At 61.8% G+C, this 13,567-nt stretch carries 18 protein-coding genes; 13 read left to right on the top strand and 5 right to left on the bottom strand.

Going from position 1 to position 13,567, the window contains the following annotated elements:
* Position 1: 1 nt before the first annotated feature.
* Together ACIQAL_RS25845 and ACIQAL_RS25850 are read right to left on the bottom strand one after the other, a co-directional pair.
* A complete protein-coding gene (locus tag ACIQAL_RS25845) occupies positions 2 to 712 on the bottom strand; it encodes an ABC transporter ATP-binding protein (RefSeq protein WP_341961671.1) in 711 nt (236 codons plus the stop codon).
* 63 nt (positions 713 to 775) lie between these two features.
* Positions 776 to 1,351, bottom strand: coding sequence for a DUF2796 domain-containing protein (locus ACIQAL_RS25850; protein ID WP_401150429.1), 576 nt, complete (start codon positions 1,349 to 1,351; stop codon positions 776 to 778).
* 222 nt (positions 1,352 to 1,573) lie between these two features.
* Between ACIQAL_RS25850 and ACIQAL_RS25855 the strand changes: the two genes are divergently transcribed.
* Entirely contained in the window at positions 1,574 to 1,927 is a 354-nt protein-coding gene (locus tag ACIQAL_RS25855) for a hypothetical protein (RefSeq protein ID WP_401150430.1), read from the top strand.
* Between the two features lie 165 nt (positions 1,928 to 2,092).
* Here the strand turns inward: ACIQAL_RS25855 and trxA are convergent, their stop codons facing one another.
* From trxA to ACIQAL_RS25870, 3 genes are all read right to left on the bottom strand, one after another.
* The gene (trxA, locus tag ACIQAL_RS25860) at positions 2,093 to 2,965 is read right to left on the bottom strand and encodes a thioredoxin (RefSeq protein ID WP_401150432.1); all 873 of its coding nucleotides are present in this window, start codon (positions 2,963 to 2,965) and stop codon (positions 2,093 to 2,095) included.
* Between the two features lie 223 nt (positions 2,966 to 3,188).
* Positions 3,189 to 3,842 (bottom strand): class I SAM-dependent methyltransferase, encoded by a 654-nt coding sequence (locus ACIQAL_RS25865; RefSeq protein ID WP_401150433.1) that lies wholly within the window; start codon positions 3,840 to 3,842, stop codon positions 3,189 to 3,191.
* Positions 3,839 to 4,291 (bottom strand): YbaY family lipoprotein, encoded by a 453-nt coding sequence (locus ACIQAL_RS25870; RefSeq protein ID WP_166597431.1) that lies wholly within the window; start codon positions 4,289 to 4,291, stop codon positions 3,839 to 3,841. The genes ACIQAL_RS25865 and ACIQAL_RS25870 overlap by 4 nt, the downstream gene beginning before the upstream one ends.
* Positions 4,292 to 4,454: 163 nt before the next feature.
* Here ACIQAL_RS25870 and nrdR point away from each other — a divergent pair, with 163 nt between their 5' ends.
* The 12 genes from nrdR to ACIQAL_RS25930 all read left to right on the top strand — a co-directional run bounded on the left by nrdR (position 4,455) and on the right by ACIQAL_RS25930 (position 13,228).
* The gene (nrdR, locus tag ACIQAL_RS25875; protein WP_065988433.1) at positions 4,455 to 4,919 is read left to right on the top strand and encodes a transcriptional regulator NrdR; all 465 of its coding nucleotides are present in this window, start codon (positions 4,455 to 4,457) and stop codon (positions 4,917 to 4,919) included.
* 2 nt (positions 4,920 to 4,921) lie between these two features.
* Positions 4,922 to 6,061 carry a bifunctional diaminohydroxyphosphoribosylaminopyrimidine deaminase/5-amino-6-(5-phosphoribosylamino)uracil reductase RibD gene (ribD, locus tag ACIQAL_RS25880; protein ID WP_341961681.1) on the top strand — a complete coding sequence of 380 codons (1,140 nt, stop codon included), beginning with the start codon at positions 4,922 to 4,924 and terminating at the stop codon, positions 6,059 to 6,061.
* A 46-nt stretch (positions 6,062 to 6,107) separates the two neighbouring features.
* Positions 6,108 to 6,779 carry a riboflavin synthase gene (locus ACIQAL_RS25885; RefSeq protein WP_166597433.1) on the top strand — a complete coding sequence of 224 codons (672 nt, stop codon included), beginning with the start codon at positions 6,108 to 6,110 and terminating at the stop codon, positions 6,777 to 6,779.
* Between the two features lie 16 nt (positions 6,780 to 6,795).
* The gene (gene ribBA / locus ACIQAL_RS25890; protein ID WP_166597434.1) at positions 6,796 to 7,887 is read left to right on the top strand and encodes a bifunctional 3,4-dihydroxy-2-butanone-4-phosphate synthase/GTP cyclohydrolase II; all 1,092 of its coding nucleotides are present in this window, start codon (positions 6,796 to 6,798) and stop codon (positions 7,885 to 7,887) included.
* Between the two features lie 112 nt (positions 7,888 to 7,999).
* A complete protein-coding gene (gene ribE / locus ACIQAL_RS25895; protein WP_074756916.1) occupies positions 8,000 to 8,476 on the top strand; it encodes a 6,7-dimethyl-8-ribityllumazine synthase in 477 nt (158 codons plus the stop codon).
* Positions 8,473 to 8,973, top strand: coding sequence for a transcription antitermination factor NusB (gene nusB, locus ACIQAL_RS25900; RefSeq protein WP_341961685.1), 501 nt, complete (start codon positions 8,473 to 8,475; stop codon positions 8,971 to 8,973). Before ribE ends, nusB begins: the two co-directional genes overlap by 4 nt.
* A 36-nt stretch (positions 8,974 to 9,009) precedes the next feature.
* On the top strand, positions 9,010 to 9,975 hold the full coding sequence (gene thiL, locus ACIQAL_RS25905) for a thiamine-phosphate kinase (protein WP_401150436.1): 966 nt from the start codon (positions 9,010 to 9,012) through the stop codon (positions 9,973 to 9,975).
* Entirely contained in the window at positions 9,972 to 10,481 is a 510-nt protein-coding gene (locus ACIQAL_RS25910; RefSeq protein WP_166597437.1) for a phosphatidylglycerophosphatase A, read from the top strand. The genes thiL and ACIQAL_RS25910 overlap by 4 nt, the downstream gene beginning before the upstream one ends.
* Positions 10,482 to 10,500: 19 nt before the next feature.
* Positions 10,501 to 11,295, top strand: a complete 795-nt coding sequence (locus tag ACIQAL_RS25915; RefSeq protein WP_401150602.1) for a substrate-binding periplasmic protein — start codon at positions 10,501 to 10,503, stop codon at positions 11,293 to 11,295.
* A gap of 111 nt (positions 11,296 to 11,406) precedes the next feature.
* Entirely contained in the window at positions 11,407 to 12,024 is a 618-nt protein-coding gene (gene ribA / locus ACIQAL_RS25920) for a GTP cyclohydrolase II (RefSeq protein WP_166597438.1), read from the top strand.
* Positions 12,021 to 12,443 (top strand): MFS transporter, encoded by a 423-nt coding sequence (locus ACIQAL_RS25925; protein WP_401150438.1) that lies wholly within the window; start codon positions 12,021 to 12,023, stop codon positions 12,441 to 12,443. The genes ribA and ACIQAL_RS25925 overlap by 4 nt, the downstream gene beginning before the upstream one ends.
* Positions 12,443 to 13,228 carry a cobalamin-binding protein gene (locus tag ACIQAL_RS25930; protein WP_401150439.1) on the top strand — a complete coding sequence of 262 codons (786 nt, stop codon included), beginning with the start codon at positions 12,443 to 12,445 and terminating at the stop codon, positions 13,226 to 13,228. The genes ACIQAL_RS25925 and ACIQAL_RS25930 overlap by 1 nt, the downstream gene beginning before the upstream one ends.
* The last annotated feature ends 339 nt before the right edge of the window (positions 13,229 to 13,567 follow it).

A 13,567-nucleotide genomic window follows, 5' to 3' on the forward strand; every position in this document is an offset into this window, starting at 1 on the left:
CTCAAACCTCGGGAGCGACGGCGGCGCGATTGAGTTCGGCCAGCGACAGGTTGCGGTCGAACAGCGGCGCCAGGCTCTGGTCATGGCTGACGAACAACAGGCTGGCACCCGCCTCGCGGCATTCGGCGAACAGCAGTTGAATGAAGGCCTCGCGGGCGTCGGCGTCCAGCGCCGAGGTCGGCTCGTCGGCGATCACCAGCTCAGGTTGGCCAATCAAGGCCCGTGCGGCAGCGACCCGTTGTTGCTGGCCGATAGACAGCGAGTCGGCGCGACGTTCGAGCAGTTGCGGGTCTTTCAGGCCCAGGTGCGCGAGCAGCGTGGCGGCCGCTTTATCGACGCTGCCATGGCGTTGAGTTGCACGCTGGGCACGCAGCTTTGAAAAGTGGCAGGGCAGTTCGACGTTTTCCCGCACTGAGAGAAACGGCAGCAGGTTGAACTGCTGAAAAATGTAGCCGGTGTGATCGACACGAAAGCGGTCGCGGGCGCCTGCCGAGAGCTGTGTCAACTCCTGGCCGAGCAGGCGAATGCTGCCGCGATCGGGTTTCTGCACGCCGCCGAGCAGGCCGAGGAGGGTGGTCTTGCCGCTGCCGCTGGGGCCTTTGAGAAACAGCGTTTCGCCCGGTTCCAGGCGGAAGGCCGGGATGTCCAGCAACGGCGCGTGTCCTGGCCAGGCGAAACCCAGTTCGGACAGTTCAATGAGTGCTTGAGTCATGGCCTGAGTCGCATTGGAAAGTGAACGACCGGGAAAGCCCCGGTCGCATGTGCAGGCGCAGGTTTAGAACTTGACGACCGGATTGCTAGGACGCACTTCGGCCCCCATCTGACGTTTTGGCGTCACCAGCTGGACCTGAATGGTCTGGGTGGCGGGGAAGCTCTGGAACAGTTGCGTCAGGTCGAGTTTGTTCAGCACGGCCGGCACGCTGCATGTGAACTGGTAATGGCCGTGAATCTCGCTGTGCTCGTGTTCATGCTCGTCCGCATCACCGTCGTCGTGATCGTCGTCCTTGTCACCGAACAGCGGGCTTTCCAGCTTGGCTTTCGTAACGGTGCAGCCTGCGGCTTCCGGAATGCTGAACAGACCGTGAGGCTTGAGCAAGGTTTCCCGGGCGAGCGCCAGTTTCATCTTGTCGGCGTCGGTGGCGGCGGGGTGTTCGAACCCGACGATGTTCATCGCCGGGCTGTCCAGTTCCAGCTCCAGCGTGCGGCCATCCAGCGCCATGTCCAGACGCGCCACACCGTGCACATGCGCGCCTAGGCTGCCGTGTTCATGATCGTGGTCATGCTCGTCAGCGGCGTGGGCGATGGACAGGGGAAGCAGCGCGAAGGGCAAAGCGAGTAGCAGACGACGCATGAGGAGGGCTCCGGGAGGGGGGCGAAAATTTGTTATGTGATCTTATAACAATATGTTGCGCGAGTTCCTGACTTTTTTCCGCACCCGACTATAGACCGTGGAAGCTGACTGCCAGATGAACACGATCCCACTAGCAGTCCGGCAAGTTGGCAGCTACAGGGGTGATGCGAGGCTTCGAATCCTGTGGGACCATGCCCCGCAGAAAACCAGAGGACACACACCATGCTGAGAATCCGTGGAACCGTCGGCGATGTGCCGGTGGACCTGACCGTGGAAATGGACGACAGCGATTGGGCAAAGTTGGGTATTCAACTGGGCGTACAGTCGGCGGAACAGAAGCCGGACAGCGCGACCGCTGCCAGACCCCAGACCAGCCGCAACGACGCCGTGTGGGACATCGCGCAGGATTTGTTGCGCAAAGCCGGGCACATGAGCGGGCCGGATTTGCTGGGGCAGTTAGAGGGTTTGGCGGGAAGTACGGCAGCAGGCAAGCGCCTGATGGTGCGCATGCGCCACAGTTCAAACGTCAGAGTCGAAAGTCATGGCGATGCGCCGGAGTATCACTGGGTGGATTGATACTCGGCGCCGACGTTCTTCACCTGTGGGAGCGAATTCATTCGCGAAAAATCGTACATCCGACGGATATAGGCGGGATGTACTGGCCTCCCGCGAATGAATTCGCTCCTGCAGTCCAGGCCCGGCATGCCAGAACAGGGCGTGGCAAGGCGTTAAATCACTGCGTTAATACAACGCAGCGAACAACTTGCGACGATAGGTCGTGACCAGCGGATGATCGTTGCCCAGCAGGTCGAACACCTGCAGCAGCGTCTTGTGCGGCTGGCCTTCGTTGTAGCTGCGGTTGCGGGTGAACAGCTTGAGCAAACCGTCCAGGGCCGCATCGTATTGCTGGCGAGAGAGTTGCTGGATCGCCAGCTGGTACGCCGCTTCATCGTCCTGCGGGTTTTGCGCCAGACGGGTTTTCAGGTCGGCGGCGTCCGGCAGGGCTTTCGCTTCACCGAGGAAAGTCAGTTGAGCCTTCGCACCGGCCAGCGCGGCCTTGTGATCATCGCTTTTCACTGCGTCCAGCACGGCACGGGCTTCAGCCAGTTCACCGCGCTCGGCCAGGCAGCGGGCGTACAGGATCAGCGCGGCGGCGTTGGTGTTGTCTTCGGTGAGGATGGTTTGCAGCACCGCCTCGGCTTCCGCGAAGTGACTCTCGGCGAACATCGCTTGAGCGGTTTCCAGCGGATCAGCAGCAGCCGGTGGCGGCAGCTTCACATGAGGTTCGAGCAACTTGCGGATTTCGGATTCAGGCTGCGCACCGGCAAACCCGTCCACCGGCTGGCCATCCTTGAACAGCACCACGGTCGGCAGGCTGCGAATGCCGAAACGGCCGACGATGTCCTGCTCGGCATCGCAATCGACCTTGGCCAGCAACAGTTCGCCCTGATAGCTCTCGGCGATCTGTTTCAGCAGCGGCATCAGCACCTTGCACGGCGCGCACCATTCGGCCCAGAAATCCACCAGCACGGGCTTGTGAAAGGAGTTCTCGATGACCAACTGATCGAAAGTGGCAGTGGTCGCATCGAAGATGTACGGCGTGTCCTGGCTCATCGCAAGTCCCGAAAATAAGGCTTAATGGCGGCAACTATAAAGGGCTGGGGAGATTGTCGGAAGGCGATAGAGAACTGCTGGCGTAAATCTCACCCTGTGGGAGCGAATTCATTCTGGGCGGCATTCCGACGATTGGCCCGTTTGGCCGACAAATCTCCATCGCCTGCAACGACCCTTCGCGAATGAATTCCCACACGGGATGGCGCCCATCGTTAGAGCGCCATCAACGCTCAGCGTGATACAGACTCACCTTGCGAAACTCCCAAGGCTCGGCCAGATCCGGCAGGGTAAGCGCGTCTAGGATGCCGAGACGTTGGTAAGCCGGATGCTGAAAATCCCGTACCCTCGAATCGGCTACCAGCGCTTGCTTCCCGCGACTCAAAAACTGATGCAGCAACGGCAGGTTGGCGCGGTCGTAAAGCACGTCGGCTACCAGAATCAGATCGAAGCGGTCTTCCTCGGCGAAGAAGTCCGTTGAATAGCTCAGCGTCACACCGTTGAGCTGCGCATTGGCCTGGCATGCCTCAATGGCGATAGGGTCAAGATCGCAGGCCACCACTTCCAGCGCCCCGGCCTTCGCCGCCGCAATCCCTGCCACACCCGAACCTGCGCCGAAATCCAGCACACGCTTGCCCTCGACCCATTCCGGGTGTTCCGCCAGAAAGCGCGCCAGTGCCAGGCCGCTGGCCCAGCAGAAACTCCAGTAAGGCGGGTCTTCCAGAATGCGGCGGGTTTCGTCCGGGCTGAAGGCGCGGTCCATGTTGTCCGCGTCGATCAGCCACAGTTTCAGGTCGGTGCCCGGCAACGGCTCGGCGACCAATCGGGCATCGCCCAGCAGTTCGCTCAATGCCGCTTGCAGATAAGCCGGTGGCGTCATGGCATCTTGAAGAGTTGCAGCTGACCGACCGATTGGGTTTCAGGCCTGGCGATCAACACCGATGGCAGGTGCAGGATCAACTGGCCGGATTGACTGGCCCGACCGCGCAGCTCGACCCGCGCACCCTGTGGAAACGCCTCCGGGTTGAAGCGCAGTTGAAACGGCAGCGACTGATTGTTGCCGGTGAGCTTGGTGCTGCTCAGCAATTTCTGCGGGCGATTGCGCTCGTCGATGACCAGCAACGCCAACTCGACCTCCGCGCCAGCGGGCACGCCCAGCAATTGACCGCTGATTTCGCGCTGATAAGGCAGCAGCGGCCCTGGGCCTTCCGGCAGCTTGATCGCATTGGGCGCCGGTTTGGCGGGCGCGGCAGGCTTGGGGGGCTCAGTGGAGCTACAGGCGGCGAGCAGACCGAGCAGGCTGATGACAGCAAGCGAACGTAGCGACATGAACAGCTCCAGCAAAAACAGAATACGGGTGGAAAGACGCAGTATCGCCGAGGCTGACCGATTTCGCTGCACCGAATGCGCGTCTGTATACCTCAAACCCCGAGACTTGTCTTGCGAGCGGGATGCGCTACCATGACCCTCCCTTTTTTTGTTGCCTGCCACCATGCACTGTCCCTTTTGCGGTGCCAACGACACCAAAGTCATTGACTCGCGCCTCGTTGCCGAAGGCGACCAAGTTCGCCGCCGCCGTGAATGCGTCGCCTGCGAAGAACGTTTCACCACGTTCGAAACCGCCGAACTCGTTCTGCCTCGTCTGATCAAGCAAGACGGCAGCCGTCAGCCCTTCGATGAAGAAAAACTGCGCGCCGGCATGCAGCGTGCGCTGGAGAAGCGCCCGGTCAGCGTTGAGCGACTGGAAGCGGCCCTGGCCCACATCAAGAGCAAGCTGCGCGCCACCGGTGAGCGTGAGGTCAAATCGCTGATCGTCGGTGAGCTGGTGATGGGCGAGCTGCAAAAACTCGACGAGGTGGCCTACATCCGTTTTGCGTCGGTGTATCGTCGCTTCCAGGATCTCAACGAATTCCGCGAAGAAATCGACCGACTGGCCCGCGAGCCGGTGAAAGAGTGAGCATGTCCTCTACAGAGCAAAGCGTGCTCGACGCCTTTTACATGGCGCGGGCGCTGGAATTGGCGCGCAAGGGCGTCTACTCGACCCACCCCAATCCTCGAGTGGGCTGCGTGATCGTGCGTGACGGCGAGATCGTGGGCGAAGGCTGGCATGTGCGTGCGGGCGAACCTCATGCGGAAGTCCACGCGCTCCGGCAGGCGGGCGACAAAGCCAAAGGCGGCACCGCCTACGTCACCCTCGAACCCTGCAGCCATCACGGACGCACCCCGCCGTGTGCCGATGCGCTGGTCAACGCAGGTGTCGGTCGCGTGGTCGCTGCGATGCAGGACCCCAATCCCGATGTCGCCGGACGCGGCCTGTTGCGTCTGATGAGCGCCGGTATCGCCGTGCAGAGCGGCGTGCTGGAAGGCGAGGCGCGGGCGATCAACAAGGGTTTCCTCAAGCGCATGGAACATGGCCTGCCGTACGTGCGGGTCAAGCTGGCGATGAGCCTCGACGGCCGCACGGCGATGGCCAGCGGCGAGAGCCAGTGGATCACCGGGCCGGAAGCGCGCTCGGCAGTGCAGCGTCTGCGGGCGGAATCCAGCGTGGTCCTGACCGGCGCCGACACAGTGCTGGCCGACGACGCCCGCCTGACCGTGCGCCCGGATGAACTGGGCCTCAATGCCGAACTGACCGCACTGGCCGTGGCTCGTCCGCCGTTGCGCGTGTTGGTCGATGGCCGCCTGCGGGTGCCCCTCGACGCGCCGTTCTTTCAGGCGGGCAACGCGCTCGTCGCGACCTGTGCCGCTGCCTCGGCACGCGGGCGTTACCAGGATCAAGGCCATGAGTTGCTGGCACTGCCGAGCAGTGGCGGCCATGTCGATCTGCGCAAGCTGCTGGTCGAACTGGCCGGGCGCGGCGTCAACGACGTGCTGGTCGAGGCCGGGCCGAAGCTGGCCGGCGCGTTTACCCGGCTCGGGCTGGTCGATGAGTTCCAGATTTTCGTGGCGGGCAAGTTCATGGGCTCTTCCGCACGGCCTTTGCTGGACCTGCCGCTGGCGCAGATGAGTGAGGCACTGGAGCTGAAAATCGTCGAAATGCGCGCCGTGGGCAATGACTGGCGAGTCATTGCGATACCTGCGCACGGCCCGAGCGTATAATCCCCCGCCATCGTCTTAACGCTGGCTCTGTTCTCCTGGAGGACCCATGTTTACCGGCATCATCGAATCCATCGGCAGCATCCGCGCCCTGACTCCTAAAGGCGGCGATGTCCGCGTTTATGTTGAGACCGGCAAACTCGACCTTTCCGACGTCAAGCTCGGCGACAGCATTGCGGTGAACGGCGTCTGCCTGACCGCCGTTGAACTGCCGGGCGACGGTTTCTGGGCCGACGTCAGCCGCGAAACCCTGGACGTCACTGCGTTCATCGACCTGAAAACCGGCAGCCGGGTCAACCTGGAAAAAGCCCTGACCCCGACCACCCGACTGGGCGGCCATTTGGTCAGCGGCCACGTCGACGGCGTCGGCGAAGTGCTGTCCCGCGAAGAAAACGCCCGTGCGATCCAGTTCCGCATGCGCGCCCCTCGCGAGTTGGCCAAGTACATCTCGCACAAAGGTTCGATCACCGTCGATGGCACCAGCCTGACCGTGAACGCCGTCAATGGCGCTGAATTCGAACTGACCATCGTCCCGCACACGCTGGCCGAAACCATCATGGGCGACTACCGTCCGGGCCGTAAGATCAACCTCGAAGTGGACCTGTTGGCGCGTTACCTGGAGCGCTTGCTGCTCGGTGACAAGGCCGCAGACCCGACGCCCGCCCAAGGCGGCACCATCACTGAAAGCTTTCTGGCCGCCAACGGCTACCTCAAATCCTGAATGAAGGGGGTGCCGCGTGGCGCTCAATAGCATCGAAGAACTGGTTGAAGACATTCGCCAAGGCAAGATGGTCATCCTCATGGATGACGAAGACCGCGAAAATGAAGGCGATCTGATCATGGCCTCCGAGTGCGTCAAGGCCGAGCACATCAATTTCATGGCGCGTTATGCCCGCGGCCTGATCTGCATGCCGATGACCCGCGAGCGCTGCGAAACCCTGAAGCTGCCGCTGATGGCACCGCGCAACGGCTCGGGTTTCGGTACCAAGTTCACTGTTTCCATCGAAGCCGCTGAAGGCGTGACCACCGGCATTTCCGCCGCCGACCGCGCGCGCACCGTGCAGGCTGCTGCCGCGAAGGACGCCAAGGCCGATGACATCGTCAGCCCCGGCCACATTTTCCCGCTGATGGCGCAAGCCGGTGGCACGCTGTCACGCGCCGGTCACACCGAAGCCGCGTGCGACCTGGCGCGCATGGCCGGTTTCGAGCCGACGGGCGTGATCTGCGAAGTGATGAACGACGACGGCACCATGTCCCGTCGTGCTGAACTTGAAGCCTTCGCGGCTGAACACAACATCAAGATCGGCACCATCGCCGACCTGATCCATTACCGGATGATCCACGAGCGTACCGTTCAGCGGATTGCCGAGCAGCCGCTCGACACCGAACAGGGCCACTTCAACCTGGTGACTTACCGCGATTCGGTCGAGGGCGACGTTCACCTGGCACTGACCCTGGGCAAGATTTGCGCCGAAGAGCCGACGCTGGTGCGCGTTCACAACATGGACCCGCTGCGTGACCTGCTGATGGTCAAACAACCCGGTCGCTGGAGCCTGCGCGCCGCCATGGCCGCAGTTGCCGAGGCTGGCAGCGGCGTGGTGCTGCTGCTCGGTCACCCGCTCGACGGCGAAGCCGTGCTGGCCCATGTCCGGGAAACCGCAGGCGCTGCACCGGTGAAAACACCGACCACCTACAGCACAGTGGGTGCCGGTTCGCAGATCCTTCGCGACCTGGGCGTACGCAAAATGCGCCTGATGAGTTCGCCAATGAAGTTCAACGCGATATCCGGTTTCGATCTGGAAGTTGTAGAATACGTGCCCTCCGAATAACACCGGCGGGCTTTTATGCCCGCAGTGATCGATTCGTGGCCTAAAATCCCTGAAAGCGCGCGCCTGATGCGCGCTTTCTTGCTCTTTAATACGAAACACGAGACTCAGCCGAATGACCCTGAAGACCATCGAAGGTACCTTCATCGCCCCCCAAGGTCGCTATGCCCTGGTGGTTGGCCGCTTCAACAGCTTCGTCGTGGAAAGCCTGGTGAGCGGTGCCGTTGATGCCCTGGTTCGCCATGGCGTGAGCGAAAGCGACATCACCATCATCCGCGCACCGGGCGCGTTCGAAATCCCGCTGGTCGTGCAGAAAGTCGCTCAACGCAGCGAGTTCTCCGCCATCATCGCTCTGGGCGCTGTCATTCGTGGCGGCACCCCGCACTTCGAATACGTCGCAGGCGAATGCACCAAGGGCCTGGCCCAAGTCTCCATGGAATTCGGTGTACCGGTCGCTTTTGGCGTGCTGACCGTCGATTCCATCGAACAAGCCATCGAGCGTTCCGGCACCAAGGCTGGTAACAAAGGCGCGGAAGCTGCCCTGTCCGCCATCGAGATGGTCAGCCTGTTGGCGCAGTTGGAGGCCAAGTGATTAACGACGACAGCGATCGCTTCAACCCACGCGATCCGCGCCCAGCGGACGCCGGCAAGCCATCGAAAAGCGAAAAGCGCCGCGCCGCCCGTCAATTGGCGACTCAAGCGTTGTACCAATTGCATATGGCCAAGCAGTCACTGAACGAAATCGAAGCGCAGTTCCGCGTCGACAACGATTTCAGCGACGTCGACGGTGCTTACTTCCGCGAAATCCTGCACGGGGTTCCGACGAAAAAAGACCAGATCGACACCGCGCTGGCGCCATGCCTGGACCTGAGTATCGACGAGCTGGACCCGGTTGAACTGGCCGTACTGCGCCTGTCCGCCTGGGAACTGATGGAACGTATCGACGTGCCGTACCGCGTGGTCATCAACGAAGGCATCGAGCTGGCGAAAGTCTACGGTTCGACCGACGGCCACAAGTTCGTCAACGGCGTGCTCGACAAGCTGGCTCCGCGTCTGCGCGAAGCCGAAGTGAAGGCTCACAAGCGCTGAGGCGTCTGGATTTCCAGAACCTCTGCGTTTGACGCCATGGGCGAGTTCGAGCTGATCCGCAATTACTTCGCCGCCGCGCCCTGCGCGCAGCCCGGTGAAGGCGTTGCATTGGGGATCGGCGACGACTGCGCCCTGTTGTCGGTGGCCCTTGGCGAACAGCTGGCGGTCTCCACCGACACGCTGGTCGCCGGGGTGCACTTCCCCGACGTCTGCGATCCTTTCCTTTTGGGCCAGCGTGCCCTGGGTGTTTCTGCCAGCGATCTGGCCGCCATGGGCGCCAAGCCCCTCGCCTTTACCCTTGCCCTGACATTGCCCGAGGTTTCCGCCGCCTGGCTGGAAGCATTTGCCCGTGGGCTGAATGAAATGGCTCAAGGCTGCTCGATGCGCCTGATCGGTGGCGACACCACCAAAGGGCCGCTCAGCTTGACCGTGACGGTGTTCGGCTCGGTTCCGGCGAGCGAGGCGCTGACGCGTAGGGGCGCCCGGCCGGGGGATTTGCTGTGTGTTGGCGGGCCATTGGGCGACGGGGCCGGCGCGCTGCCACTGGTGTTGAACCAGCGCAGCACCGAGGCGTCTACCACACAGGCTTTGCTGGCCCGCTACTGGTCGCCGCAACCGCAACTTGAACTGGGCGTGGCGTTGCGCGGCAAGGCGACCTCGGCGTTGGACATCTCCGACGGATTGCTTGCTGATTGCGGGCACATTGCGTTGGCATCGGGCGTACGCTTGCTGATCGAGCGGGACAAGGTGCCGATGTCTGACGCGCTGCTGGCCTTTTTCGGCGTAGACGAAGCGTTGAATGCCGCCCTCAGCGGGGGCGATGACTACAGACTGGCGTTCACACTCCCGGCATCTTGGCTGGCTACCCTTGTCGATGCGGGTTGGCCTGTCTTCGTGATCGGTCGCGTGGTCGAGGGCCAAGGCGTGGCGCTCATCGACGAACAGGGGCAGGACGTCACTCCGTTGACTCGGGGTTACCAACATTTTCGGGAGACACGGTGACAGATCATCCTAATCAGGTCCCGGCGGAAAACGTTCCGCCGTCGGTGTGGACCAATCCCTGGCATTTCCTGGCGTTCGGCTTCGGCTCCGGCACGTTGCCGAAGGCACCAGGCACCTGGGGTTCCATGGTCGCCGTGCCGTTCATTCCGCTGTGGCAGATGCTCCCGGACTGGGGCTACTGGCTGATGCTCGGCATCACCATGCTGTTCGGCTTTTGGCTGTGCGGCAAGGTGGCCGACGACCTGCGCGTGCACGACCATGAAGGCATCGTCTGGGACGAAATGGTCGGTATGTGGATCACCCTGTGGCTGGTGCCCGAAGGCTGGGTCTGGCTGCTGGTGGGTTTTCTGGTGTTCCGGTTTTTCGACATCCTCAAGCCGTGGCCCATCCACTGGATCGACAAACACGTGCACGGCGGTGTCGGCATCATGCTGGACGACGTCCTGGCCGGTGTTTTTGCGTGGTTGGCAATGCAGGGTCTAGTCTGGGTGTGGGGCGTCATATAGGAAACGGCTCATGGGTCGCGTGGGGATGAAATGGCTGCTGTGCCTGTCGATGCTGATGCTCGGCTTCGCGGTGGCTGCGAATCCTGTCCATGCTGACACGCTGCCCGACGTTTCTGAGGAGAAACCCGCCGATATTGTTCTGGTCAGCGAACACTGGAACGACTACACCGAAGCCAACGGCACGGGGCTTGGGTGGGACCTGATGCGCGAATTGTTCGAGCCTGCCGGCATCAAGGTCGAATCGCGCACTGAGCCCTACACCCGTGCGGTCGGGCTGGTGCAGCGGGGCGAAGCGGATGCGTGGGTCGGGGCTTATGAGAATGAAGTCGAAGGCACGCTGTACCCGAAATGGCACTACGACACCGATGAGATTTACGCGCTGGGCCTTGCCTCCAATCCCGCGCCGACCCTCAAGACGCTCGGCAGTTACCGACTGGCCTGGGTGCGCGGTTACCAGTTTCAGAAGTATTTGCCCCATGTCGAGCATTTCAACGAGGTCGCCCGCCGCGAACACATCCTGTCGATGCTGGACCACAGCCGTGCCGATCTCTACATCGACGCCAAGCCGGAAATTGACTTCATTCTGAAGCAGACCCGAGAGCCGCAGCGATTTCGTACGACGTATCTGACCGACATCCCGTTGTATTTAAGCTTCGCTGACAACTCTCGGGGCCGTTTCCTGCGAGACCTGTTTGATCAGCGCATGGCGCAACTGGTGCAGTCCGGAAAGCTGCGGCCCATCTTCGCACGTTGGAAACAGCCCTATCCGTTCGAAGCGGGTGATGGTCTCAGCAAGGCGAAACGTGGGCAATGATCAAACTTCCTGATCTGAATGGCCGACAATTCGGCCTAAGCGTCTGTCGGAACCTGCTGTTACAATGCCGCCTTGCTAATTTCCAGTCCTCATACTGATCAGGAGCACACGGTGCCCGTCGTATTTGTCGCGGCTTCCAAGCTGCCTACCCCCTTTGCCACTTTCAAAATGAACGGCTTTCTCGAAGAGGAAACCGGTCGCGAACACGTCGTTCTCAGTCTCGGTGACGTATCGGACGGCGCTCCGGTGTTGGGTCGCGTGCACTCCGAATGCCTCACCGGCGACGCGCTGTTCAGTCAGCGTTGCGATTGCGGTTCTCAACTTGAAGCGGCCCTGCGTGCCATTGCCTCTGAAGGCCGTGGCGTTCTGCTGTACTTGCGTCAGGAAGGACGCGGTATCGGCCTGATGAACAAGATTCGTGCGTATGAATTGCAGGACGGCGGCGCCGATACGGTCGAAGCCAACGAGCGGCTGGGTTTTGCGGCTGATCAGCGTGACTACGCGATCTGCCTGCCGATGCTGGAGCATCTGGGCGTGAAATCGCTGCGTCTGATGACCAATAACCCGCGTAAGGTCAAAGCCCTGACGGACATGGGCATCACCGTTGCCGAGCGTGTGCCGCTGCACACCGGCCACAACCCGCACAACAAACTGTACCTGGCCACCAAGGCAGGCAAGCTCGGCCACATGATGGGCAATGAGCACCAAAGCGAGGTCGATCCGGCGTGACACGGAACAACGTGCGCCGTCGTCTGGCGCTGGCGTGGTGGCGGCAACTGGCGTTGACGCTGGGGCCGCTGCTGGTTGTTTGTGTGTTTTTTGGTGGCGAAGAGGCGGACAGTCCTTCGGTTTTCGCCTTGCCGTTGTTTGTCGCGGGCATCGCCTCGATGTTCGTCAGCCTCAAGCCGTTCGGTGTCTACAAGCGCGCACTGATCGCTACTGGCAAAGCCCTCGATACTCCTGAAGAACCGGCCGCCTGGCTCAGGCTTGCGGCCGACCGGCGCATGGCGTTTCTTGCCGCCGGATTGCCCGCCTGGATCGCCGCGCTGGCCGTCTTCGCTAACCTCGAAGCGGTGGCGCTGGCGCTACTGGCCCTGTCCAGCGTCATTCTGTTGTACCTCTATCGCATCCCACGTCAGTTGGCCTGATGCGTGGCCTCTTCGCGTGTCTGCTGTTGTTGACGGCGTGTCAGGTCAGCGCTGCACAACGCGTTATCAGCCTGGCCCCTTCGCTGACTGAAATCGTCATTGAACTGGACGCTGCCGATCTGTTGGTGGGCGTTCAGGACGGCGGAGAACGCCCGTCGGCTGTCGCGGCGTTGCCTTCGGTGGGCCGCTACGGGCAGCTGGAAATGGAGCAGTTGCTCAGCTTGCGTCCGGACCTGTTGTTGCTGTGGCCGGGGAGTGTCAGCGCGGCGCAGCGTGATCAGTTGCAGCGCCTGAACATTCCCACTTTCACCGCCGAGCCCCACACGCTGGATCAGTTGGCCGATCAGATTGAGCAGATTGGCGAGCGTCTGGGGCGTGCGGAGCGGGGGAGGCAAGTGGCGACAGCGTTTCGTCAGCGATTGACTGACCTGAGAACGCGTTACCACCGGGACACGCCGGTGAGTGTGTTCTATCAGGTGTGGGATCAGCCGCTGTACACGGTGGGCGCCGGGCAGATCATCAGCGATGCGCTGAAGGTGTGCGGAGCGAAGAATGTGTTCGACGACCTCAGGCAGCCTGCGCCGCAGGTCAGCCTCGAAGCTGTTTTGCAGCGCAATCCTGGAGTCGTCGTTGCAGGCTCGACATCACAGCTTGCGATGTGGAAAGCCTGGCCCTCGCTGAAAGCCCGTTTTGTGCTGGTGCCAGACAAAGGTATCGAACGGCCGAGCGGGCAGATGGTGGAAGCGGTGCAGAAACTGTGCGAAACCCTCTCGCCTGATCGCTAAACGCACACTGTTGATTTGGCCTGAAGGGTGGCTGGCCACCCCACAATTCTGCTTCTGCCCAGAGGGCGTGCGGCCACCTCGCAATTCTGCTTCTGCCCAGAGGGCGTGCGGCCACCTCGCAATTCTGTTCCCGCCCGAAGGACGTACGACCGTTCGCAATTTCGCTTCTGCCCGAAGGGCGTAGGAGCTGGCTTGCCTGCGATCTGGCGCGAAGCGGCAGCGAACGCTGTGTTTGCGGTGTGCCTGACACAACGCAGGTGCTGGTTTTACTACCGCTGCGCGGCAGATCGCAGGCAAGCCAGCTCCTACGCCTTCGGCAGAATCAAAAGCAGATCCGCA

Origin of the sequence: Pseudomonas sp. NPDC088368 (assembly GCF_044753445.1) — a bacterium.
Lineage (GTDB): Bacteria > Pseudomonadota > Gammaproteobacteria > Pseudomonadales > Pseudomonadaceae > Aquipseudomonas > Aquipseudomonas bambusae.